Raw genomic sequence first — 21,253 nt, forward strand, 5'->3', positions numbered from 1 at the left:
TTTCGCCACATCGAGCCGCGACCATGCTTGCGTGCACGCTCGCTTCGTCGTCCCCGTAGCCCTGCTGCTCGTCCTCGGCGGCATGACCTTCGTCGCGCTCGGTCGTTCCCAGCCGCCCGCGGTGCAGGCCGGCGACCTCGTCTTCCACCGCTCCCACTCGCGGCAGAGCCGGGTCATCGCCGAGGTCACGGGCTCGCCACTCACGCACGTGGGGGTGGTGCTGCCGCACGGTGGGGAGCTGGCCGTGCTCGAGGCGTCGGGCCCCGTGTCCTGGACCCCGCTCGACGAATTCGTCGACCGAGGCGAAGGGGGCCAGGTCGAGGTGCGGCGCTTCGCGGACACGCTCTCCGTGGAGGATGTTGCTGCGCTGGTGCGCGAAGGAGAGCGGCTGCTGGGCACACCGTACGACGCGCGCTTCGAGTGGGGCCCGCGCAGGATCTATTGCTCGGAGCTGGTGTTCTTGGTGGTGGAGCGCGCGCTCGACGTCCAGCTGGTGGTGCCGCAGCGCTTCGGTGAGCTCACGCTGACGCCGGCCGCACGCCGCCTCGCCCAGCGCAGGCTCGGGCGCCTGCCTCGACCGAACGAGCGCGTGGTGACGCCTGCCGCGCTGGCCGCGTCGGAGCTGCTGTGGACGCCGCGTGGGGAGTGAGCGCGCATGTGGCGCCATGCCTCAGTGCACCGCAGGTGTAGGCCGAGGGCGTGCCACGGTGGGTGTCGCTGGGGCGCGCGGCTCGAGGCTGGCGGGCTCCGAGTGGAGCACCGACCCCGACTCGAAGCCGCGCCAGGCGCTCGGCTCCGCGCACACCATGAGCGGTGTGTCGGTGTAGCGCAGCCCCCCGCAGTAGTTTCCATTGGGCGCCACCTTCAGCGAGCCGACCGCACCTATCACCATCGCCCAGCGGGTCGTGCGACCAGCAGGTGCCCCGCTGGGCCACGTCAGGGGCGACCCCTCGACGATGTAGAGGCCACGCGGACGCAAGAGAGGTCGTCGCGGCGCGCGTCGGTCGCCGAGCCGCCCGGGCCCCCGCCAAGCGCGAGAAGCCCCTTCGATGGTGAGACACCGGGTCTTGAAGCGCGCGCGGCGAGGACGCGTGCGCACCCCCGGCACCAGCCATGACCACGTGCGGATCACGACGCCCGCCGGCAGCGCACCAGCGAGCTCCTCCGACGGCATGGGCGCCGTCCCGCGGCCCACAGACTCCAAACGAGGAGCAGGGTAGCTGCGCCCCGCATGAGCGTCGGAGGCTAGCGGCCCGCTCGCGTCAGGCACGTCCACGAGCCGCTGCTCCACATCCACCCGCGCCCCCGCATGAAACGTCACGGCACTATCCGCGCTGCGCAGCGTCATGGGCTGCGCGAGCACGGGCACGAGGCCGGCCTGCGCCACGACGACGTTCAGATCGAACCCGTCCCATGGCGCGCGACTCTGAAAGCAGCGGTCCTCCGCGTCGATGTGGACGGGGTTGACCGTGACCCAGTCGCCCTCGACGCGGCGCACGACGACGGGGATCTCGGTGTGGAGGTCGAACAGCGTGCTCGCCGGACCGTTGGGCTCTGCGCGCACGAGTGCGTTGCGCGCGACGAAGGCCAGCCCACCCACTTGCGCAGGCTCGAGCGCTACCGGCGGGAGGTTCCCCGCGGGCACCTGCGCCACCTGGGCCAGGGCGACGACGGGGATGACGACGAAGAGCGCGAGCACACTGGGCGCCACTCGGCGGCACCCTGGGACGCATCGCTGACCGATCTCCCATCGCATCGGGCCAGCGTATCAGAACGCGGGGTGGACCATCGCGCCGATGGCGGCACTGGCGGCCAGGGCCCCTGCGCCAGGCAGCTCCACTACCCGCCGACCTCGCGGCACGAGCAGGAGTCCTCGCAGTAGCTGGTCGAGTCCCGCTCGCGCGACAGCTCGGTGACCTCGCCGGTCGCGCGCACGTCCACGCGGTGCCGGTACAGGGTCTCGCGCTGCTGACTCCCTGGGCCAGACGGGCGGCACGCGATGTCCCCCGTCACGACGACCTGGTACCCACCTTCCACCAGGACGCCTCCGTCTCCGGACTCGTCGCAGCGCGGCGGGAGGTAGCCTCGCACCACCGCGGCGAGGAGCGCCTCGTCCACGCTGTCGATCGGCCCGAGCTCGTCGACGAGCGACTCTTCGTAGTGGACGGTGACCACCGTGCCCCGCCGGAGCAGCAGCAGCGGACCATCTCCCGCCAGCGCATCGTCGATGGCCTGCTCGCACGCAACCGCATCGGCGACACCGAGACAGCGCGTGCCGTGCTGGCTCAACACCCCGTCGCCCGAGTCGTAGATCACCGCGTGCACGGCGACGAAGTCGGCTCCGAGCCCGGGCGCGAGGGCCGCGGCGACGTCCCAGCGACCATCCTGACAGGTCGGCGCTTCGAACTCGCCGAGCGGGACGACGTGGGCATCGGCACAGCCGAGCAGCGTCACCATCGTGAGCGCTGTGGCGGGCAGGGCCAGCCTGTGGCCCGCACGAACCTCGAGAAAGCAAGTCATGCCTGGTCGAGTAGCACGCCGCGCAGCAGCAAGCTCCGGACGTCGGCGCGAGGACCACCGTTGCTCAGTGGTGGCCGCCGAGACCGTCGCGGCCACCGCCGTGGCGACCTCCGTTGCGACCACGCCGAGTGACCCGCGCACACTCAGCCCGCAGGAGACACCCCGAACGTCCGGGGTGATCTCTCGAGATTCTTCACGGTGCGCTGGCGCAGGCCGCGTCCACGTCCACGACGTCTCTCGCCATGAGCTCCACGCCCTCTGCCGTGAGCACGTACACCCCGGTCGTACGCAACACGGGCAGGCGCGCGCCGTTCACGATGTCGACGTCGTCGATGCTCGTGCGGTCGGCCTCGATGGACCCGTCGGAGCTCGCCACGATGGGCAGGGCGCGCTCCAGCGACCTCACGGGCGCGGGCTGCTCGGCTAGCGGGAAGAAGGTGAAGTCGAGCGCCACCTGCTCGCGCACCAGCGGCCCCATGCGGATGCACCGCGCGCCCACGAGTTCGGAGGCGTGCCAGTAGCGCAGCGTGTAGAGAGCGTGTGTGTAGCTCTCGCCGATGAAGTCGTTCACGAAGCGCAACGCACCCGTGTGGATGGTCGCGTGCAGCCGCAGGCGCTCAGGCTCCACGGCGTACACCTCGAGCTGGGAGTCGCCCATGCCACCCGAGCCGGAGCCGCTCCCGTCCCACAGGAAGAACTCGCGCTCCATCACGAGGAAGCGGGGCCTCCCGGTGCTCGGCCAAGCGCGCACCTGACGTGGGTCGTCCCAGGTGAGCGTGACGTCCGGATAGAGGCCGCGGTGCATCGCCTCGCCGCAGCGCCATGCGCCTTCCACACGCGCGCAGACGCTGCTGCGTTCGCCCCGGGCCACGCTGATGACGGACAGGCCCTCGGGCACCTCGGGCGGCACCCAGACGTCGAGCGTCTCGAACGGGTCCGTCTCCAGCACGACGCGCTCCACCGGGCGCCACCGGCGCGCCCGCGTGGCCTGTTCTGGTACCGCCTCTGCATGCGGCGGAGGTTGCCCGACTGGAAACCAAGTGGGACGGCCCGCGTTGGGCCCCGGCTCCTCGCGATAGGGGCGCGAAGGGAGCGCCCCCAGCGTGTACTCCGGGACGCGCAGCAGCCAGCGCTCCACACGTCCACGAATGGGCCCGAAGCTGATCTCCACCTGACCGACACCGTTCGCCTGGTCCACGTCCGTGGCACCGGGGCGCGGCTCGACGAAGCGGCTCCACATGTGCTCGACGTCGCCCTCGACACGCCAACACACGCGCGGGGGCACCTCCTCACGCGGTGTCGGCTCGTCGAACGCGTCGTCGTCCCCGTCCGCCTCGAACCGCGCCACGCACACCAACGAGTGGTCGTCGAAGCGATACCGCGTGCGACTGTACCCTTCGCCCAGCGACGTGCGCGATACCCACCGCAGCGACGGATGCTGCACCAACCAGGCGCGCAGGTCGTCGAGCCACGCGTCGTCGGGCGCGTCGGTCGTGGAGTCCGCAGGGGGTGGTGCGTTGGCGACAGGCGCTTCGGTGGGTTCCTCGAGTGGTGTTGGGGCACGTGGCGGTTCAGGTGACGTCGTGCCGCTGGACGCCGTCGAAGGCGTGGCGCAGCCGGCCCCGACGAATAGAGCGCAGCCCACCGCGCACCACGAGACGTGGCGTCGCGCGTACATCGTGACGGCGGCGATGGCCATGGTTGGGGCGCAGAACGCACGAGACCTGCAGGGGTATTCCGGGAACGCAGTACCCGCCTCGTGCTCGACGCAAACCGCTCCAACGCCCGGGGATCTCCCCGTGGTCATCGCGAGGCGGCCGCGGGGAGGATTCCTGCTAGCCTCGCCGGTGGATACAGACGGGCGTCGCGTCGGGCTTTCGCAACGGGAGGTGGCCCTTGGGACTTGAAGTTGAGCTGTTCGGATCTGACTGGCGAGAGCGGGAGCTCGACGAGGACGACCTCGAGGACGACGAGCTCGACGAGATCCAGCGCTTCTACGAAGAGTGCCTCCTGGGCGTGAAGCGCGCCGTACCCTGCGCGGCGCAGTGGATGCCTGGACCACTCGGCGAGGACGCCCACTCGTTGGGAGCAACGATGGGTGGATACAGCACACTGCACGTCCTGCGCGCGTTCGCGAGGCACGTCGAGCTGTACGGCGCGCCCCCGCAGCAGCCGCCCGAGTACGGGTCTCGTCCGGACGACTTGGCGCGCGTGTACGAAGGCAGTGCTACGACGTCATTCCCGCACCTCATCGAGTTCAGCGACAGCGAGGGCTGGTACGTTCCGCTCGACTTCGAACGCCCGGTCACAGTGGTGCTCGAGGACGGCACGTGGCACGTCGGGTCCTGCGTGCGACTGCTGGCGGAGCTGGACCGCCTCGAGCCGCACCTCTCTCACGCACCCGACCTCGCGCTCGTCCGTGAAGACACCGTGCGAAACGCACTCGCGCACGAGCCGTTCGCGCACGTGGTTTGGCCATGGGCCGTACTGCGCTGGCTGGCGCGGGAGGCGGTCGCACGCAACGCGATTCTCCGGTTTGGTTAGTCCGCACCAGTTCCGCTGCGCGATCGTGGTGGTGCTCGCGGCACACGCGATACCATGAGCAACCTTCGGCTGCGGTACCGGACGCGGCCACGAACTCTTCACGCGAACTCCGAGGGGCGCTTAGATGGGCACACGAATGTACATGTGGTCGGTGAGTTACGACAAAGAACCCAGGCATGGGCCAGACGTCGACGCGCTGCTTCCGGAAGACGTATCGCGCCACTCCGTATTCGGAAAGCGTGGAATTGTCAGGTTCGACAAGTTGTACGACGACGTCTTGTACGCTCTCGTCGAAGAGCACGATCGCGGCAGTGGCCATGCGCTTTGGGAGATGTTTTGGGGTGGACGGGAAGGTGAAGAATGCGTGGGCTTGGGGCCCGTGCGGTTCCACTCGCGCGAACGCGTCCTCGCGTTCACGCGGGAACTCGACGCAGTGAGCCGGAGCGACATAGACCGCCGGATGTCTGATGTACATGCCTTCGAGCGTGTTCTCTTCCGTCGTCCCAGAGGGGCGTGATTCATGACCCGGTCACGGAGGCCGTCTGAGGGGATCGACGTGGCCGGGGGGAGTTGGTAGGAGGTGGCGTTCGTAACCCCACCGAGGCACCACGCCTCAGAAGGCGCCACCAGCCGATGTTGTACGCTCCGGAAGATCAGGCGGTCAAGGAGGAGGCCACCGCCGCTGTCCAGCAAGCTCTTGTGACGATGCTCCGCGCGGTGGACGACGGCGCTACGGCCCGCGCGCTCGAAGAGCACGTGTGGAAGACCTCTGTCGAGTTCGGACGCTCGCTGATGTCTGCGGGGCTGAGCCGCATGTGTGCTCGCGCGACGGAGCGAGACGTCGAGGAGCGCGGTCTCGACGCGAAGCAGGTCACGTTGCGGCTCGACCGCGACTACCACGGCACGTTGAGCACGACGCTGGGTCCAGTAACGTTCCCGTGGTTCGCGTACCGAGACCGAAGCGCGGCGGCGACGGTGACCCACACACCCGCCAAGGCGGTAGTGCTGCCCTTGTTCAAGCACTGTCGCTCGTCGGAGCTGCTGCTGGAGTGGGAGAGCCGACTCGGAAGCGATCACCCCTTCCGCTACGCGCAGGAGGCGCTGTCGTTCTTCACGCACGGCGCGGCGTGTCGCGAGGACACGACCATCGCGCGCCACATGGTGACGGTGGGCGCCCTGGTGAGCCGAGAGTGGACGTACCGAACGGCGGAGGACATCGAGGAGCTGCTGCTGACCCGTGCGACGCGCGACCCGAAGACGGGCCGGCCACTGCTGTACGCGTCGACCGACGCGCACGCGCTGCGCAGCTACGTGGACGACACCTGGGACGCGCAGTGGAAGATGGCCAACGGCGTTCGCGTGTGGTGCATCGACCGGCACAACGGCGCGACGGTTCACCTCGGAGGCGAGTACACGTGGGGCGACTGCGAGAAGGTCCAGGAGACCTTCGAGTGGCTCCGCGACACAGGCCGAGTGCCAGCGGATGGCCGCATGGCGAACGGGCTGAACGTGCAGGTGGTGCTGGTGACGGACGGTGCGCCGTGGATCAAGGAGCGCATCGTCCCCCTCTTCCCCAAGGCCGTCGTGATGCTCGACGCCTACCATCTGCTCGAGGCACTCGCGAAGTACGCCACCGCGCGCTTCCTGGCGGGCACGGCTTCCAACAAGCGCTTCTATCAACGCGCGCTGGATGCCCTCTTCGGCAAGAGCCGCGGCAAGAAGCCGAGGACGCCCAAGCCCCGCCGAGGCCACCGCAAGCGCCCGTCCGCGCCCATCGACGACCCGACGATGCCTCCCGACGATGCGCCTCATGCTCGTCGACGTAGGCGCGCTCCCGCAGCCGACCGACTCCTGAAGCTCATTGCCGAAGGCGTCGTTCCGGAGCGCGCCAAGGAGGAACACGACAGGCTGGTCAACGCGATCGAACACAACGCTGACCGCATCGACTACGAGCAGTGGCGCCCGCGCGGCTACCAAATCGGCTCCGGCGCCATGGAGTCCTTGCACCGCACCGGCAGCCAGACGCGCCTCAAGGTGGCGGGCATCCGCTGCCTGCCAGAGACCTCCCAGGCCGTCTTCAACCTGCGCATGCTCCGCCTCTGCGGTCGCTGGGATGAGTTCTGGCGACACGACGACATCTCCTCGCTACTCGTCGGCGCCTTCGCGACGCGCACACTCAAGCCAGCGCCAGCGCCATCCGAATCCGACCCCAGCGCGCAGCCCCTTCAACTGGCTGCCTGACCGGGCCATGGATCACACCCTCCCAGAGCCGATGACGAAGGGTACGTCGTGGAGATTGTCGAGGAGCTCCGCGAGTTGCTCAAAGACGCGTCGGACCGAGAATGCGGTCTCATCGTACTCCTCGCGTGAGTGTCGCCGCGCGATGACCCAGTTGTCCCCCAACGCCGAGCTGGTTCGCTGCCTGCTCACCGGCGTCCCCGTCATCGGGGCCGAGCCGGACATGAGCGCGCTCACCGACGCCGAGCTGGGGGCGCTGGCGTGTTTGGCCTGGGCGCCAGACGCGCATGGGGTCCACGCCAGTCAGCTCAGCGCCGTACTCCGTGGCCGGGCGCCTGTCTTCACGGAGCACGCAGCAGTGGCTGCGCTCCACGCGCTGACTGAGGGCGCCCAACGGCGCGTGGCCGCCGACCAGCCCGCGCTGCTTCAGTGGGTGATCGAGGCCGCCGCGCAGGTGGTGTGTGGCTGCGCGGAGGTGAGCGAGCCCCCGGTGCACGGCGCGCTCAGCACCCTGGTCGTGCTGGGGCTGGGGCCGGTGCTCGACCTCCTCGACGTGGCGCTGCTCACCTGCGCTGGACACGACGCGCCAGCGCACCCGGGCGAGCTGGGCCGCAAGGAGCGACGGTTTCTCACTAGCCTCGTGTCACCGCGCGACCGCATCCAGATGGGTCGGGTCCGAAGCGCGTGGAACTTCGCGGTGGACGACGACGAGCTGACCCCGCGCGGCGCGGACCCGCTCGCGCTCCTCCCGGGGTACCTCGCCTTCGCCGAGCGGCTCACCACCATGGCGCTCGAACACGCGCGCGCCATCCAGTCGGGCGCGGTCCCCTACGCGGCCGACAAGGCGTTCGCGCACGACGAACCCCACGCGGTGCACGCCGCCCTGCGGGCAGGCCTCGACCAAGGAAAGCCGTGGGCCAGAGAGGCTGCGATCCCGTTGCTGGCCGGGCTCAGCGTGGCCCCACTCGACAGGGCCAAGACCGTCCCCTCGCAGAGCGCGTCCATCGCCGTCGCCAAGGCCATCGCCGAGCGTCCGTCGGCCCCGCTCGTGGCCGAGATGAAGGCCACCGTCGCCAAGGTCCGTCACGCCGGCCTGAAGAAGAAGCTCGCCCGCTTCCTCGCAGTCGCCGAGCGCCGCCTGTTCGAGCACGACGACTTCCTGCTGGAGCTCGACCCTGGGGCCACCATCCCCAAGGCGCTCGCTGGCACGGTGACCCGCGCGATCGAGGCACTGTTCCTGCGCCCAGCGCCGCTTCCGTTCGACGCATGGAAGGACCGCATCCTCGGCAACAAGACCGCTGCGAAGCGCGCCGCCTGCCTGGTGTGGCGCTCTGACAGTGGGACCGCGTTCGTCCCCGTGCGCAAGGGAGCCCGCTGGGTGTTCGTGGGCAGCGACGGGTCGCCACGGACGCCATCACACGGCACGGTGGCGCTCTGGCATCCGCTGCAGCCCGACGCCGACGCGAGCGCGTGGCGAGCGTGGGTGCTGGAGCAGCAGGTTCAGCAGCCGTTCAACCAGCTGTTCCGCGAGACATACTCGCCCAACAGCGTGGCCAGCCTCTTGGTGCCCGAGCTGGACGTGAAGACACTGCTCGGCCTCGCTCGCTCGCAGGGCTGGGTCCTGCGCGACGAGCGGCTGGTCCGAAGGATGGGCCCGTGCCGCGTCGAGCTGGAGGTGGGCCGCGTCTTCCCGGGAGCCCAAGGGACCACCCGCTGTTTCTCGCTACAGCTCTTCCACGGGGTCGAGAGACAGAGCCTCGACCTCTCCACCGAGGATCCGCAAGTGGTGTCCGAGTGCCTGCGCACCGTCGACCTGCTGGTGGGTGTCTCATCCTTCGCGCTGGACCCGGCGCAGTCGGTGGAGACCACGAGCGCCCGGGAGAGGCGAGCCGTCCTGACGCGCATGCTCGGGGCCGAGGCCGGGTCCGAGCGACCGTTCGTCGATGGTCACCACGTGCGCTGCGGGGACCTCTCCATCAGCATCGCGACTGGGCGCGCGTCGCGGGACGGCGAGGAGGTTGAGCTCCCGCGAGTCGCCGCGGGGGTCGCCGTGATTCCCTACCCGGACGAGACCCTGTATCGGATAGTCCGCGCACTCAACGCGCACACGCGGGGGTGAGGACGAGCAGCGCGCGCCTGCTGGGGCGCACGACTCGACGCACGCCGCTCCACCGGATAGGCTGGAGCCATGACCGTCGCCCCGTCGAGCATCCGAGGTGCCGTTGCGTCGCAGCCTTCGAGCGACGCCAGTGCTTCCGGCGATGAGCTGTCCGAGGAGGAGCAACTGGCACAGGTGCTCGCTGGTGCGGAGGAGCGCGTGCGGGCTGCCGTAGAGCGCCTCACGGACATGGGAATCATCGACGAAGACGGGAAGGTCCTCACGCAGGAGTTGCCGCGCGACATGCGGCCCGACTCGCAGACCACCGTCGTCACGGGCTGAGTCATCGAAGTGCTACCTCGCATGTCGGTGGTCGCCGGTCCGCCGGGCAGTGGAAAGACCACTGCTCTCCCCGGACACGCTTTCCGCGTCGACGCTTTCAACATCGACGATCGTTGTGCGGCGCTGACGGGTTCCTACGTCGGAATCACCCCGGCTCTGCGGGAACGCGTTGGACGCGAGTGCGAGGCGTTCATCGCCGCTCACATCGCAGCGAGTCGTTCATCGCCGTGGAGACCACGCTTCGGACCCTCCGCGCCGTCGAACAAGCTCGCGAAGCCCGCCGAGCCGGGTTCGAGACCATCATGTACTTCCTCTGTACAAGTTCGCCGGACATCGCGTTCGAACGCGTGCGCGCCCGGTCGCTCGGCGGTGGTCACGGAGCCCGTGAAGAGATCGTGCGAACGACGTACGTCGCCAGCCTGGCGAACCTGCGACACGCCATCGAGGCGTTCGACGTGGTCCGCTGCTTCGACACCAGCCGACACAAGGAGCCGCCGGTTCAAGCCGCGGTGGCACGAAACGGCGTGCTCACGGTCCTCGATACCGCCACTCCGGAGTGGGTCGCCGCCCTGGACCTCCCGTAAGGGCACAGCTAAGGCCGCGCCTGACGCCGTCAGCTCGTTCGATCCGTCGGCACCGCGACGGAGATCCAGTACGTCTGCTTGTGCGTGAGGGCCTCGAACTGCGCGAGCACGCTGCTCGCCTCGTCGTAGGTCTGGCCTCTGGCGTACGCTTGCCCGCCATGACCGAGCCCCGCGACGCCCCTGCGCTCCGCTGCACCCTGCTGGTCCTCCGGTGCGCCGACCTGGACGCTGCGCGTTCCTTCTACGCAGCCCTCGGCGCGCACTTCGTCGAGGAGAAGCACGGCGAAGGCCCACGTCACTACGCGGCCACCCTGGGCGGCATGACGCTCGAGCTCTACCCGGGCGAGGCCGACGCCGCGACCCGCGTGGGGTTCGCGGTCTCCGACGTGGACGCGACCGTGTCCGCCCTGCAGGCGCTCGGTGCGCTGGTTCGCGTGGCGCCGAAGGACTCACCCTGGGGGCGGCGCGCGGTGGTGGTGGACCCAGACGGGCGCAGCGTGGAACTCACCTGAGTCCGCGCGAAAGCCGCTGGGTGCACGCGAGGTCTCGTGCCGGGTTCGTCATCGCTCCCGCGCGAGGCGCTCGTCCAGCTCGGTGAGGAGCCACTCGAGGTCGCCCAGCAACGCGTCTGGAAGGCCCAGACCATCGGAGGTTCCGGCCGACTCGAGCACGTCTGCCGCAGCCAAGTAGCGGTCTCGCCGCTTGCCCTCGACGTCGTACGAGGCCGACTCGATGTCCGCGATGACGCACTTGCGGTCGGCCGGTTCGGAAGACCGCCACGCAGCCACGCTACGTGCGCCGAGATGCCGGGCACGAATCGCGATCACACGTTCCCGGGCTGCCTGAAGGGGAGTGGTCATGAACGCATGGTAGCCATACCCTCTCCTTACAGGCATGGGCTCGGCGCGACGCCGCATGAGAATATGATGGCGCTGCGAGCATGGACTTGAACACGAACTGGGTCGCACCACACTCGACCAGAAGGAGAACAAAGCGTGGGGAACACGAAGTGCCCACGACACGGCAGGTCGAAGCTGGCCTTTGCGTGCGCCCATCTGCGAGTCGTGCGTTGCCCTCTGACTGTGGGCGGGGCCCGCGTGCAGCTCCTGGTGCGAGGGTCGGGCGGCAATGACGAGCTCCTGGTGGAATACGCGGTGTGTCCGGGTTGCGCCGCACAGGTTGGCAGCCACGACGGTGAGCAACCATTCGATGAACTCGAAGCGCGTCTCAACACCGTCGCGGGCAGCCCGGAGTGCGCCGCGTGCGAGGTCGAAGACTTGTGGGACCGAGAGCCGCTGCCTGTGACCAAGGTCTACATCCCTGAAAGGCGCCCCTGACCCGTCGGTAGCCGGGTGCGCTCGGGGCGGTCGATCCCGGCCTCTGCCCAAGTGGTCGGTTCGACGATGGTGCAGTGAACGAGACCGCCGCTCGCACGCGGTTCTCCCACAGCCCACCACGAGGACGAGCAAGAAGACGGCGACCAAGGCGGTGTGACGGCGGCTCATGGACGCTCTCCTTGACCGCGAGCCTAGCCGGACTCGCGCACACGGAGGAGCCGCAGACGTCGAGGTGCGGCATCCTTGGAACAAGACGCCCATGAAGCCCAACCTTCCCACCGCACCGCACTCCCCCACCCGCATGTCCGCGTTGGATATCGCCAAGGCAAACTACGGCAGGGACTTCGGGTGGTTCGTCGAGCGGGACGGCATGGTCATCGGCCAGCTCACCGACTCGCGCTTCGAAGACATGTTCTGGACCAGCTACGCCGTCGAGCCCCTGGGAGACACCGAGGAGCAGCGGAGAGTCGTCTACGACCCCTCGACCTGGCGGGAGCACTGGCTCACCTTCCGAAACCGGGTAACCGGCGACCGCGTGACGTCTGCCTACGCAAGTGGCGCCCCGAGCGAAGGAAAGCCGCGCGTCAACATACGCGCCCTCTACCTCTGGCCAAAGCTGTCGTGGTACGAGCGCCTGCAGCTGTGGTGGTGGATGCGCCAACGCACCCGTGAGCGTTGAACTACGTGGCGTCAGCATCGGGATGCTTCCCAACACGCTGCCCGACGCCGTGCCGACGGACGTAGGTCGCAGCAGGAGGGTCGCGCCACGCTGACCGTGAGCGTCAGCGCAGAAGGACCGCGGCGCATGCCCAGAGGAGAACGTGACGCCGTGGCTCAGCGCGTCCAGTGACGAAACAGCTCGGGAGGGATCTCCGCGGAGAGCTCCCACTCGACCGTGATCGGGCGCTCGCCTCGGTGCGAAGCGGGGGTGACGGGACCGAGGTAGCGAAAGGGCACGGTCATTCCGCGTTGGTCCTTGGCGCGCTCACGAACGAACAGCAACGGCACCACCCCCTCGGTGTGCGGTGTGGTGTGTCGGCGGCCCTTCTCGTCGTCGAGGCGCGTCGCGGCCTGCGACTGCCACTGAAAGACGGTGGGGGAGAGCGGAAGGTCGTGGTAGCGCAGGTGCTCGTGCTCCTGGTCGCCCTTGTCCAGCGTGACGAGCAAGAGGTCGTGGCGGCCGTCGTCGACCTTCTCCACGCCCGTGTAGAAGTGCCGAAATGTCCGCTTCTCTTTCGAGATGGCGTTGAACGCGGCGCTCAACTCGATGTCGTAGTACTCGGCGTGGAGCACCAGCGGCACGTCGGTTCGCAGCGGCTCGTTGCGTGGCAGCCGGTCCACCATGGCCCGCAGCACGGGCAGCAACTGCGAGAGCTCGTCTCGGAGCGCTGGGCTTTGGTCGAAGTGGTCGAGCATCGTGGACAGCTCGCGCGCCTCGAAGTTCTCGAACAGGACCACCAGCAGCATGGACGCGAGGCGACGCTCGAGCACCGTGGTGGGGCGCTCGCCGCGCAGCAGGCGCTCGAGCTGGCCCAGCCGCAGCGCGTCTCGGACGTGCAGCAGGCGTCCGGTCAGCGGCAGGCCCACCTTGTCGTAGGCCGCCACGGGCTCCGCCACGAGCCCCACATCCGCGCGCAGCGAGGTCCAAGAGCGCTTCGCTCGGTAGAGGTCGTAGACGTCCGCTTCGGTCTCGTGGAGGAACGTGGCGAGGTCCCAGTTCTCGTCCGCGTGGTCCCGCAGCGCGCGGCGCAGGTCCTTGACGTCCGTTGGCACAGAGGCCGCGATGCGCTCCAGGATCTCCCGCTGCGCCCGCTCTTCGAACTGGATGGTGCAGCCCGACGGCAAGCGACCGAACCCGCTGTCGACGAAGTCGCGTAGCTCGCGCTGTGTGTGACCGAGCAGGGCGCGCAGGTTTCGGTCGGCCCGGAAGCTGGGGTGCTGACGACCCGTGAGGTCGAACACCGTGAGCATGTCCTTGGTCGGGTGCCGTCGAAGGCCGCGCCCCAGCTGCTGCAAGAAGACGGTGCTGCTCTCCGTGGGTCGGTAGAGAAAGAGCGTGTTGACGTCGGGGATGTCGACGCCCTCGTTGAAGAGGTCGACGACGCACAGCACCTGCACGGCCCCCTCGCGGAGGTCGTCCTTGGCGCGCAGTCGTTCCTCGCGCGGCGTCTCGTCGGTCAGCGCGCGCGCTTGGAGACCAGCGTCGCGCGTCAAACGTTCCGCGACGACGCGTGCGTGCGCCTTGTCCACGCAGAACGCGAGCGCCCGCACCGTCTCGGGCCGGGCGATGCGCTCACCCAACGCCTTGACGGTGGCGCGCACCCAGCAGTCCGCTGCGGTGACCAAGCGGGTAGACAGATCGGCGTCGACATAGCCGCCTCTCCAGGCCGCGTCCCGCAGGTCGAGGCCATCCACGTCCAGCACAAAGTAGCGGAAGGGCACCAGCACTTGCTGCGCGATGGCGTCCCACACCCGCAGGTTGCCGATGTAGGGCCGCGGGAAGTGCGCATCGTAGAGCCGACCGTCCGCGCGCTCTGGCGTGGCCGTCAGGCCGACCAGCTCGCGGGGCCGGAGGTGGGTGAGCAGCGCGTCGTACGTGCGCGCCGCAGCGTGGTGCACCTCGTCCACGACCACCCACTCGAACGCGTCGGCGGCGAGGTCCGTCGCGTTGGTCAGCGTCTGGATCGAGGCGAACACGTGCTTCCCACCCAGCCGTGGTTGGCCGTCCACCCACAGCTCGCCGAACGTCTCCCGACCGAGCACGTCTCCGAACACCCTGCGCGCTTGGTCGAGGATCTCACGCCGGTGCGCGACGAAGAGCAGCGACGGAGGCGCCCCACCCGCGCAGGCGTCGCGGTAGTCGAACGCGCTGATAAGGGTCTTGCCCGTGCCCGTCGCCGCCACCACGAGGTTCTTGTGCTGCCCCGCCGAGCGGGCCTCGACCAGCTCGCGCAGGATGGGCCGCTGCCAGCTGCGCGGCTCGAGCTCATAGCGAACGGAGGCTCCGGTCCGGGGACGCTCCACGAGCGCTCTCGCGAGCCGCCTGCGCGCGAGCTCGGACCCGTCGAACGCTTCGAAGCCGTCGTGGTTGCGGAAGTAGCTCTCGAACACCTCCACCATGCTGGCGTGCAGCTGCGGCTGCTCGGCCTGAGCGATGCGCACGTTCCACTCGAGCCCGTCGGTCTGCGCCGCGTGCGAGAGGTTCGACGAGCCCACGTAGGCGGTGCCGTACTCGCTGTCGCGGTGGAAGATCCACGCCTTCGCGTGCAGCCGCGTCGAGGTGTCGTCGTACGACACGCGCACGTCGGCCCCGAGCCGCTGAAGCAACTCGATAGCCTTGGCCTCGGACGCGCGCATGTACGTCGTGGTGAGCACGCGGAGCGGGCGCCCTTGGTCGAGGTGCCGCTCGATGTGCGAACGAAACTTCTCGAGCCCGCTGAGCTTCACGAACGCGCAGAGCAGGTCGATGCGGTCCGCGGACTCGAACTCGCTGCGCAGGTGGTCGACGATGCTCTCGTCGGGCGCGTTGGTGATCAGGCGCGACCCCAGCAGCGAAGCCCTGGGACGCGCGACGGGCACCTTGCCCAGCGCCGCCGAGCGCTCGATCGCGCGCAGCACCTGAGGCTGCAGCGCCACCTCTCCCTGACGGAAGGACGCGTGGTCGGACAGCGAGGCCAGGATGCGTTGGGCGGTCGCGAGCTTGTCCGCGGGCGCCGCGCTGGCGCCAATCGCCACCTGGGCCGCATCGCGAATCAGCGACACCAGCAGCTCGTCGACCCCCGCCGTGGACTTCAGGTCTCGTCGAACGACGGCGTGCGAGGCCGACAGCGCGCTCAGGCGCTGCTCGAGCGAGTCCGTGACGATCTCCTCGTAGATCCCCGGACTCAACGTCGGCTTGCGGCGGAAGACGGACACGGTCGCTCCTCGGAGGGACAGTACTCGAGGGGCGCCGACCGGCGACGACATTTCGTACGGCGCCGAGAGCCGCCGACAACAGCGACACAGCGCATCCATGGGGCCGTGCGCTCGCGCAAGCCTCGAAGCTCATCAAGACCATCCCCGCAGGTGCCCATCTGGCTGCCTCGAGTGCTACAAGCGGTGAAGTCATGAAGAGCCCCTGCGAAGCATTGGTGATTGGCTACCGGCCCGACCTCGTGGCCGCCGAGTCCCTCAACATTGGGGTCCTCGTCGCCTGCCCGGAGCGCAACTTCCTGGGCGCCATGTTCCTTCCGTCGTTCCGGCGCATCACCGCCGCGTTCCCAGCCGCAGACAAGGCACTGCTGCGCGGCATCGCGAAGGCCATCGAGACGGGCTGCGAGCACGAGGCCCAGGACACGGGCAGCCTGTTCCCCACCAGCGCCGAGTCGTTCTTCCGACGCTTCGTCCCCGACACGGCGGGTGCCATCCGCATCACCCGCACCGTCGCGGGCGTCACCTCGGACCCCGCCCAAACGCTCCGTGAGACCTTCGAGCGCCACGTGTCCTGCGAGGGCCCCCCGGCCCGCCGCACGCAATCGGACGACGACCTGTGGCGACGCTTCTCGACGCTGCTCGAGTCGCGCGGGCTGCTTGCACAGGAGACGACCCACGAGGTGCAGGGCCCGAACTACACCGAGCGTTTCGCGCACGCGTGGAAGAACGGCGTCTGGCACGTCGCGCAGCCGGTGTCCCTCGACCTGACCGACAGCCACCGCATCCGTCTCAAAGCCATCGAATGGGCTGGGCGGCTCCAGATGGTGGAGCCTGCGCTCGAAGGCACGAAGGTGTACCTGCTGGTGGGCGCGACGGGTGGGGACGAAACACAGGACGAGGCTGCGGCAGCGAAGCAGGACGCGCTTGCCATTCTGCGTGACAAGGTCGAACGGCATCAGCTCGCGACCGTGGTCCGCGAGGACGGGATGGAAGAGCTGGCGGATAGGTTGCAGACGGCGATGCGCGCCTGAACGCGTACGATGCTCTGCGTGCGCATCAATCCGAAGTGGGAGCAGGCCACCGTCGGGAACGGCGTTCGCTTCGGTTCGGCGAAAACCGTCAGTCGCTCCCCCAAACGCGGCTACAGCGCTTGCTGAAGCGCGAAGAGGGGCGCACGCCGCACGCACGCGCGGCCACCCGCGGTCTCACTGAGCTCCACGACCCCTTGATTGGTACGCGATGCCCCAAGAAACCGGTCGCCGTCTCGGCTGGGCGCCACGGGTCTACCGGGCGCGATCTCCGTGTGGACGAGCAGCGGGCCGCCGAGTCCACGCTGCACGTCGAACACGAAGAAGACCACCCGACGTGGATGCCTGTCGAACGGCGACCCCATCGTGACCGACAGCAACACCGCAGACTCCTGCACGTCGTGAATGGTGACAGTACCCAGCAGGGGATCGGTGGTGGCGTCCAGCAGGATCCGGCTGCGGTCGGACTCGGCGTCATGAACGGCGAGGGTGGCGCCGCCCCATGGTTGGTGAGCGGATGCCAACATGAAGGTGTAGCGTCCACTCCGAACCCAAGGCACGAACGTCTGGGCAGCGTCGAAGGCAATCTGCCCCGAAGCCGGCGCCAGGCAGCCCGGAGGCGTAGGCGGTCGACGACGCAGCGCAACACGTCGCGCCGGAATGGGTGCCGGCCAGCCCGCTTGCCATGCTCCGGCGACGACTCGGGCAGCGCCAAGCGGGATGGTCGGTTCGCAGTTGGCGGGCTCGGCGACGGGCACAGCCAACGCGGGTCCTCGATGTGTCGGCCCGCCTGGATACGGCGGTGCCGTGGGGCTCGGGCGCCACGCAATGCCTTCGAAGGTCTCGTCGGATTCGCTCACCGCTTCAGTCGAATTGGACCAGTAGGTCACGGTCTTGAACCGCTCCGTGGACGTCGCCTCCTGCGACCACCCACGAAACAAACAGCGTTCGAGGTCGACGTACACCGAGCGGTGCGTCGACGTCCTCGACGCCTCTCCTGTCGACGAATAGTCCGCGACCATGCGTAGGGAGCCGCGCGCCGCAGACTCGCAGCGGGCCTCCGGGCGGGCACAGTCGCCGACGAGGGCGAGGGGGGCCCGGGACCCACTCAGCAGCGGCACGAGCGTGGGACAGGCCGCGGCCAGCTCCTCGACGAGCGTCGCGTCACCTCCGGCGAGTACCCGGTCGAATACGAACGACGGGACGGTGTAGCTCCACGGCTCGGTACCCTCCGCTTGGCTGGATCTCACCCAAGGCGCATCGAGAGGCATGACGTAGCTCCCGTGGTCGTCGAGTCGAACCATGGTGTTGACGGCGACGTCCCACCCCGCACGCCCTGAGGGTTGCCACGTCCTCTGCACGTAGGCGTGCGGATTCCCCGGCAACGGCATCGGCTCGAGCGCGGCAACTCCGTCGAGCGCCGCGCGCGGCAGCCCACCAGCCGCCGCGCTCCGATTGCGCTCCAGTAGTAGCTGCAGGGATGCCGGCCGGGAGGCTGCGTCGCCAACGGCCACCCACGCCGACAGCGACCCGACTCCCGCTGCGCGTCGTGCGGTCCTGAAGTTGGCGGATGGGGCGGCCAGCACAAAGAGCAACGGCTGCTCTTTCGCCTCTACCCACACCGAGGTTGTGTGTCCCTGCCACTCACCATGTCGCTCACAGGATGGAACGGCACGCCCGCCCATGGGGCTCACCGTCCGAAGCGACGGCGGTGCGCCGGGTAGCTCTCCAGCCAGCCGGTCCAAGACGCGACATCCGCTCATGTCTTCCGTGAGGAAGTCATCGGGTGCTCGAACGATCAACTCCGCTCCTGCCGCCGCCCCTCCGAGTTGTCCGCGAAACCGACGGGCCTCGAACCCATCCCGGCGTGGGTCCACGTCGAGCAGGTCGAAGCCAGGCGGTGTCACGATGTGATGGCTTCGGACGAAGACTTCGTCGGCGGCCCAACCGTGACCGGGTTCCTTCACGAGGTCCGCAATGGAAGCGGTCTCAGCCAGCAGCGCGGCCACAAGCTGGAAGCGGCTGGCTGAGACCGACGCGCCAACACACACGTCGCCGTGCTCCTGTGGCGGGCAAAGCCACTCCAGCCTTGCGACCAGCTCGCGCGCGCGGTCGACCTCCAGCGCCAGAGTGCCGGCCGGTGCGGCAGGAAGACCAGGCGGCGACGGCAGCGACCGCCCAGCCGTCTCGCTCTCCCAGGCCCAACGCGCCAGCCTGCTCACGTCTTCGAAGCTCGGGGAGAGGGCGTCCCCCGTCGATGACGCACACGGCCCGTGAGTCGTGAGCTCATCAACGGCGCGAGCACACGCGGCCACCTCCCGCAGCGGCATCCCGAGCGAGCGCTGGAGCTCGACCGCTGCGGCCACAACGCGCTGCCAGCGGACGTCACTGTCACCGCGCGGAGGAGCCGCTGGTGCTGGAACGGCCCCGGGGTGCGCTCCGGTGTGTTGCATCGCAGGGGGCGGACCACAGGCAGTCGCGAGCATCGCAAGCGCCACCAGTCCCATCGTACCTCGGCCAGGCATGCAGTTCGCGGAGCGTACCATTGGGATCGCGGCAGTGCTCACAGAGAGGCACCTCGAGTCGATGACCGCCCCCGTCCTCGACACCCGTGCTCCCAGCAAGGACCGGAACGGTCAGTCGAGCATCACGCCCCAGCCATCCGAGTTGCCACCCAACGGACCCGCGAGGCGGTCCAGATCAGCTTGGATGCGCATGATCTCGTCGTACGCCGGCACCATCTCCACGCGCGCGTACACGGCCCATGACGGACCAAACTCTTCGTCGTCTGGGTCGACCTCGCCGCTCTCGTCCGGCTCGCCCTCGTCGAAGACGATCTCGCAGTCGTAGCCGGCCCGCGCCAACGCCTGACTGACAGCCTCGGCCGACGATCGGTCGGGCACCGCAACGGGGAAGTCGATGACTAGCGGCTGGGACATGTCGACGCCGTCCGCAGCAAGGGCAGCCAACACCGCACCGTCATCGTCGTCTGGATAGCTCGTCATGTCGTGCGGCTTTAGCTCGTCGTCCGCCGCGTGCAATGCGTGGTCTCGACGCGTCGCGCGGCGCCGCATAGGCTCCATCTATGTCCAGCACCCCATCAAGCATCCAAGCTGCGCCTGCAGCACAGGCCTCGAGCGATGCGGCTTCCCCTACGGATGCGTTGTCCGAGGAGGAGCTGCTCGCACACGTGCTCTCCGGTGCCGGAGGCCGAGTGCGCGCGGCCGTGGAGCGACTGACGACGATGGGCATCATCGACGAACGCGGAAAGGTGCTGGTAGAGGAGCTGCCGCGCGACATGCGCCCGGACTCGAAGACCACAGTCGTCACGGGCTGACGCATCGCCATGCGCCCTCGCATATTGGTAGGTCTGGCCGCGTCCGCACGGCATCAGCACGCCCACCGGAAGGCCTAGCTGGACCTGGGACATCTCCAAGCTAGCGAGCTGGTGAAGGCGCAGCTCTCCCTCCGCGCGTAGGGCGACGGGGAGGTGGCTCCGCCGGACTCCGCGTGCCAGAAGGGGGTCATGCAAGGACACACGTCACGGACAGTTGGCGCCGAACCCTCTGTCTCCACGCGCGCCGCATGGTGGGCGCTCCAGGGCGCGCTCGTCGCGGTCGCCTTCGCGTTTCCCGCCACGGGCCACGCGCAGGACTACGGCCCGTTCGAGTGCAGCGCCGACGCCTCGAACGTGGAGGCGGTGCTGGAGCGGCACGTGGCCCAGCGCCTTCCCGTGTATGAGCGCGTGCGCGTTGCGCGCGCCGCGTATCGTGACGCCCGGATCGCGCTCCTTGCCGCGAGGCGTGGCGAGGTGCAGGTCACGATGGAGCAAGGCCAAGCGCTAGAGGCCCAGCAGGCACGCACAGAGGGGTGGCTGCGTGCGGAAGACGAGCTCTATCGCGCGTGGCAGCGGTGCTACGGCGAGCTGCGTCGCATTCGGCGCTACCTGCCGAGGGCCGTGCATCACTTGCGTCTGTCGCTGGCGCTGGACGGTGCGCTCTGGTCCATGCCCAACCAGGACTACGAACCCGACGATGGCGACTATTGGGATGATGACTACTCCCGCGTCTGGTACCGCACGCCGGGCGCGTCGCTGCAGGTGGGTTGGGAGCGCTTCTACACGCAGCGCCTGGGCGTGCAGATCAACGGGACCTTCGCCGTGGGACAGGGTCGCTTTCGAGCGTGCGTCACCATGGACTCGCTCGGATGCTATGGCCGCCCGGAGGCAGGGCGCGCCTTCACCGGGGCCCTGGATGTGGGGCTGCGCGTGTGGGTGGGGTCCATCGTGGTGCTTGGGTTCGGGGCCGAGTTTCGGGTGACACGCTTGCCCTTCACGGAGCGGGTGCAGCACGGCAACCGCTACAGCGTCAGCGAGCGCTTGCTCCCTGCCCTGCTGGCGCGCATCGGGCCCGAGATCCTGCTCAGCGCGGACGGGCGCTGGTGGGTGTCGCCGTCCGTTGGTCTCGGGCGGCTCCTGAACCAGTCCGGCTTCGTGCTCGTGTCCAGCCTGCGCCTGGGCTACTTGCTCTGACGACTCCGCGTTGAGACAGCGAGTGAGCGGCTCGTCGTGAAGGGCAGCTCCATCATGGCCCGCATCCGGGCGCGAGCGGCAGCGCTGCGGGTGGTCCGCGCGCGGCATTGTCCGGCGCG

The 21,253-nt window shown here is 69.0% G+C and carries 18 protein-coding genes; 11 read left to right on the forward strand and 7 right to left on the reverse strand.

The features are described from left to right. Nucleotides 1–31: 31 nt before the first annotated feature. Nucleotides 32–649 carry a hypothetical protein gene (locus tag H6726_30540; protein MCB9662018.1) on the forward strand — a complete coding sequence of 206 codons (618 nt, stop codon included), beginning with the start codon at nucleotides 32–34 and terminating at the stop codon, nucleotides 647–649. A 21-nt stretch (nucleotides 650–670) separates the two neighbouring features. Here H6726_30540 and H6726_30545 read toward each other — a convergent pair whose 3' ends face one another. The 3 genes from H6726_30545 to H6726_30555 form a co-directional block, all read right to left on the reverse strand. Beyond that, the gene (locus H6726_30545; protein MCB9662019.1) at nucleotides 671–1,711 is read right to left on the reverse strand and encodes a hypothetical protein; all 1,041 of its coding nucleotides are present in this window, start codon (nucleotides 1,709–1,711) and stop codon (nucleotides 671–673) included. Nucleotides 1,712–1,839: 128 nt separating this feature from the next. Next, nucleotides 1,840–2,520 carry a hypothetical protein gene (locus H6726_30550; protein MCB9662020.1) on the reverse strand — a complete coding sequence of 227 codons (681 nt, stop codon included), beginning with the start codon at nucleotides 2,518–2,520 and terminating at the stop codon, nucleotides 1,840–1,842. A 193-nt stretch (nucleotides 2,521–2,713) separates the two neighbouring features. Continuing rightward, complete coding sequence (locus tag H6726_30555; GenBank protein MCB9662021.1) at nucleotides 2,714–4,219, reverse strand: hypothetical protein; 1,506 nt, start codon at nucleotides 4,217–4,219, stop codon at nucleotides 2,714–2,716. Between the two features lie 197 nt (nucleotides 4,220–4,416). Here H6726_30555 and H6726_30560 point away from each other — a divergent pair, with 197 nt between their 5' ends. The 6 genes from H6726_30560 (at nucleotide 4,417) to H6726_30585 (ending at nucleotide 10,838) form a co-directional block, all read left to right on the forward strand. Continuing rightward, entirely contained in the window at nucleotides 4,417–5,064 is a 648-nt protein-coding gene (locus H6726_30560; GenBank protein ID MCB9662022.1) for a hypothetical protein, read from the forward strand. 633 nt (nucleotides 5,065–5,697) lie between these two features. Then, nucleotides 5,698–7,305: a hypothetical protein gene (locus H6726_30565; protein MCB9662023.1), complete on the forward strand. Its 1,608-nt coding sequence runs from the start codon at nucleotides 5,698–5,700 to the stop codon at nucleotides 7,303–7,305. Nucleotides 7,306–7,447: 142 nt separating this feature from the next. Beyond that, a complete protein-coding gene (locus tag H6726_30570; GenBank protein ID MCB9662024.1) occupies nucleotides 7,448–9,421 on the forward strand; it encodes a DUF4132 domain-containing protein in 1,974 nt (657 codons plus the stop codon). Between the two features lie 69 nt (nucleotides 9,422–9,490). Then, entirely contained in the window at nucleotides 9,491–9,742 is a 252-nt protein-coding gene (locus tag H6726_30575; GenBank protein ID MCB9662025.1) for a hypothetical protein, read from the forward strand. 227 nt (nucleotides 9,743–9,969) lie between these two features. Beyond that, a complete protein-coding gene (locus H6726_30580) occupies nucleotides 9,970–10,326 on the forward strand; it encodes a hypothetical protein (GenBank protein MCB9662026.1) in 357 nt (118 codons plus the stop codon). Nucleotides 10,327–10,484: 158 nt separating this feature from the next. Next, a complete protein-coding gene (locus H6726_30585) occupies nucleotides 10,485–10,838 on the forward strand; it encodes a VOC family protein (GenBank protein ID MCB9662027.1) in 354 nt (117 codons plus the stop codon). Between the two features lie 48 nt (nucleotides 10,839–10,886). On the opposite strand, the gene H6726_30590 is transcribed toward H6726_30585, so the two are convergent. Continuing rightward, a complete protein-coding gene (locus H6726_30590; GenBank protein ID MCB9662028.1) occupies nucleotides 10,887–11,186 on the reverse strand; it encodes a hypothetical protein in 300 nt (99 codons plus the stop codon). Nucleotides 11,187–11,922: 736 nt separating this feature from the next. Here H6726_30590 and H6726_30595 point away from each other — a divergent pair. Then, nucleotides 11,923–12,342, forward strand: coding sequence for a hypothetical protein (locus H6726_30595; protein ID MCB9662029.1), 420 nt, complete (start codon nucleotides 11,923–11,925; stop codon nucleotides 12,340–12,342). A 155-nt stretch (nucleotides 12,343–12,497) separates the two neighbouring features. On the opposite strand, the gene H6726_30600 is transcribed toward H6726_30595, so the two are convergent. Continuing rightward, nucleotides 12,498–15,578, reverse strand: a complete 3,081-nt coding sequence (locus H6726_30600; GenBank protein ID MCB9662030.1) for a DUF3427 domain-containing protein — start codon at nucleotides 15,576–15,578, stop codon at nucleotides 12,498–12,500. Between the two features lie 191 nt (nucleotides 15,579–15,769). On the opposite strand from H6726_30600, the gene H6726_30605 reads away from it, so the two are divergent. Beyond that, a complete protein-coding gene (locus H6726_30605) occupies nucleotides 15,770–16,606 on the forward strand; it encodes a DUF3037 domain-containing protein (protein MCB9662031.1) in 837 nt (278 codons plus the stop codon). A 110-nt stretch (nucleotides 16,607–16,716) separates the two neighbouring features. On the opposite strand, the gene H6726_30610 is transcribed toward H6726_30605, so the two are convergent. Both H6726_30610 and H6726_30615 read right to left on the reverse strand, forming a co-directional pair. Next, nucleotides 16,717–17,130 (reverse strand): hypothetical protein, encoded by a 414-nt coding sequence (locus H6726_30610; GenBank protein MCB9662032.1) that lies wholly within the window; start codon nucleotides 17,128–17,130, stop codon nucleotides 16,717–16,719. Nucleotides 17,131–19,239: 2,109 nt separating this feature from the next. Next, on the reverse strand, nucleotides 19,240–19,608 hold the full coding sequence (locus tag H6726_30615; GenBank protein ID MCB9662033.1) for a ribonuclease E inhibitor RraB: 369 nt from the start codon (nucleotides 19,606–19,608) through the stop codon (nucleotides 19,240–19,242). 80 nt (nucleotides 19,609–19,688) lie between these two features. Between H6726_30615 and H6726_30620 the strand changes: the two genes are divergently transcribed. Further along, complete coding sequence (locus tag H6726_30620; GenBank protein ID MCB9662034.1) at nucleotides 19,689–19,940, forward strand: hypothetical protein; 252 nt, start codon at nucleotides 19,689–19,691, stop codon at nucleotides 19,938–19,940. Nucleotides 19,941–20,129: 189 nt separating this feature from the next. Next, entirely contained in the window at nucleotides 20,130–21,134 is a 1,005-nt protein-coding gene (locus tag H6726_30625) for a hypothetical protein (protein ID MCB9662035.1), read from the forward strand. Nucleotides 21,135–21,253: the final 119 nt, after the last annotated feature.

This window comes from Sandaracinaceae bacterium (assembly GCA_020633055.1).
Taxonomy (GTDB): domain Bacteria; phylum Myxococcota_A; class Polyangia; order Polyangiales; family Houyiibacteriaceae; genus JADJJE01.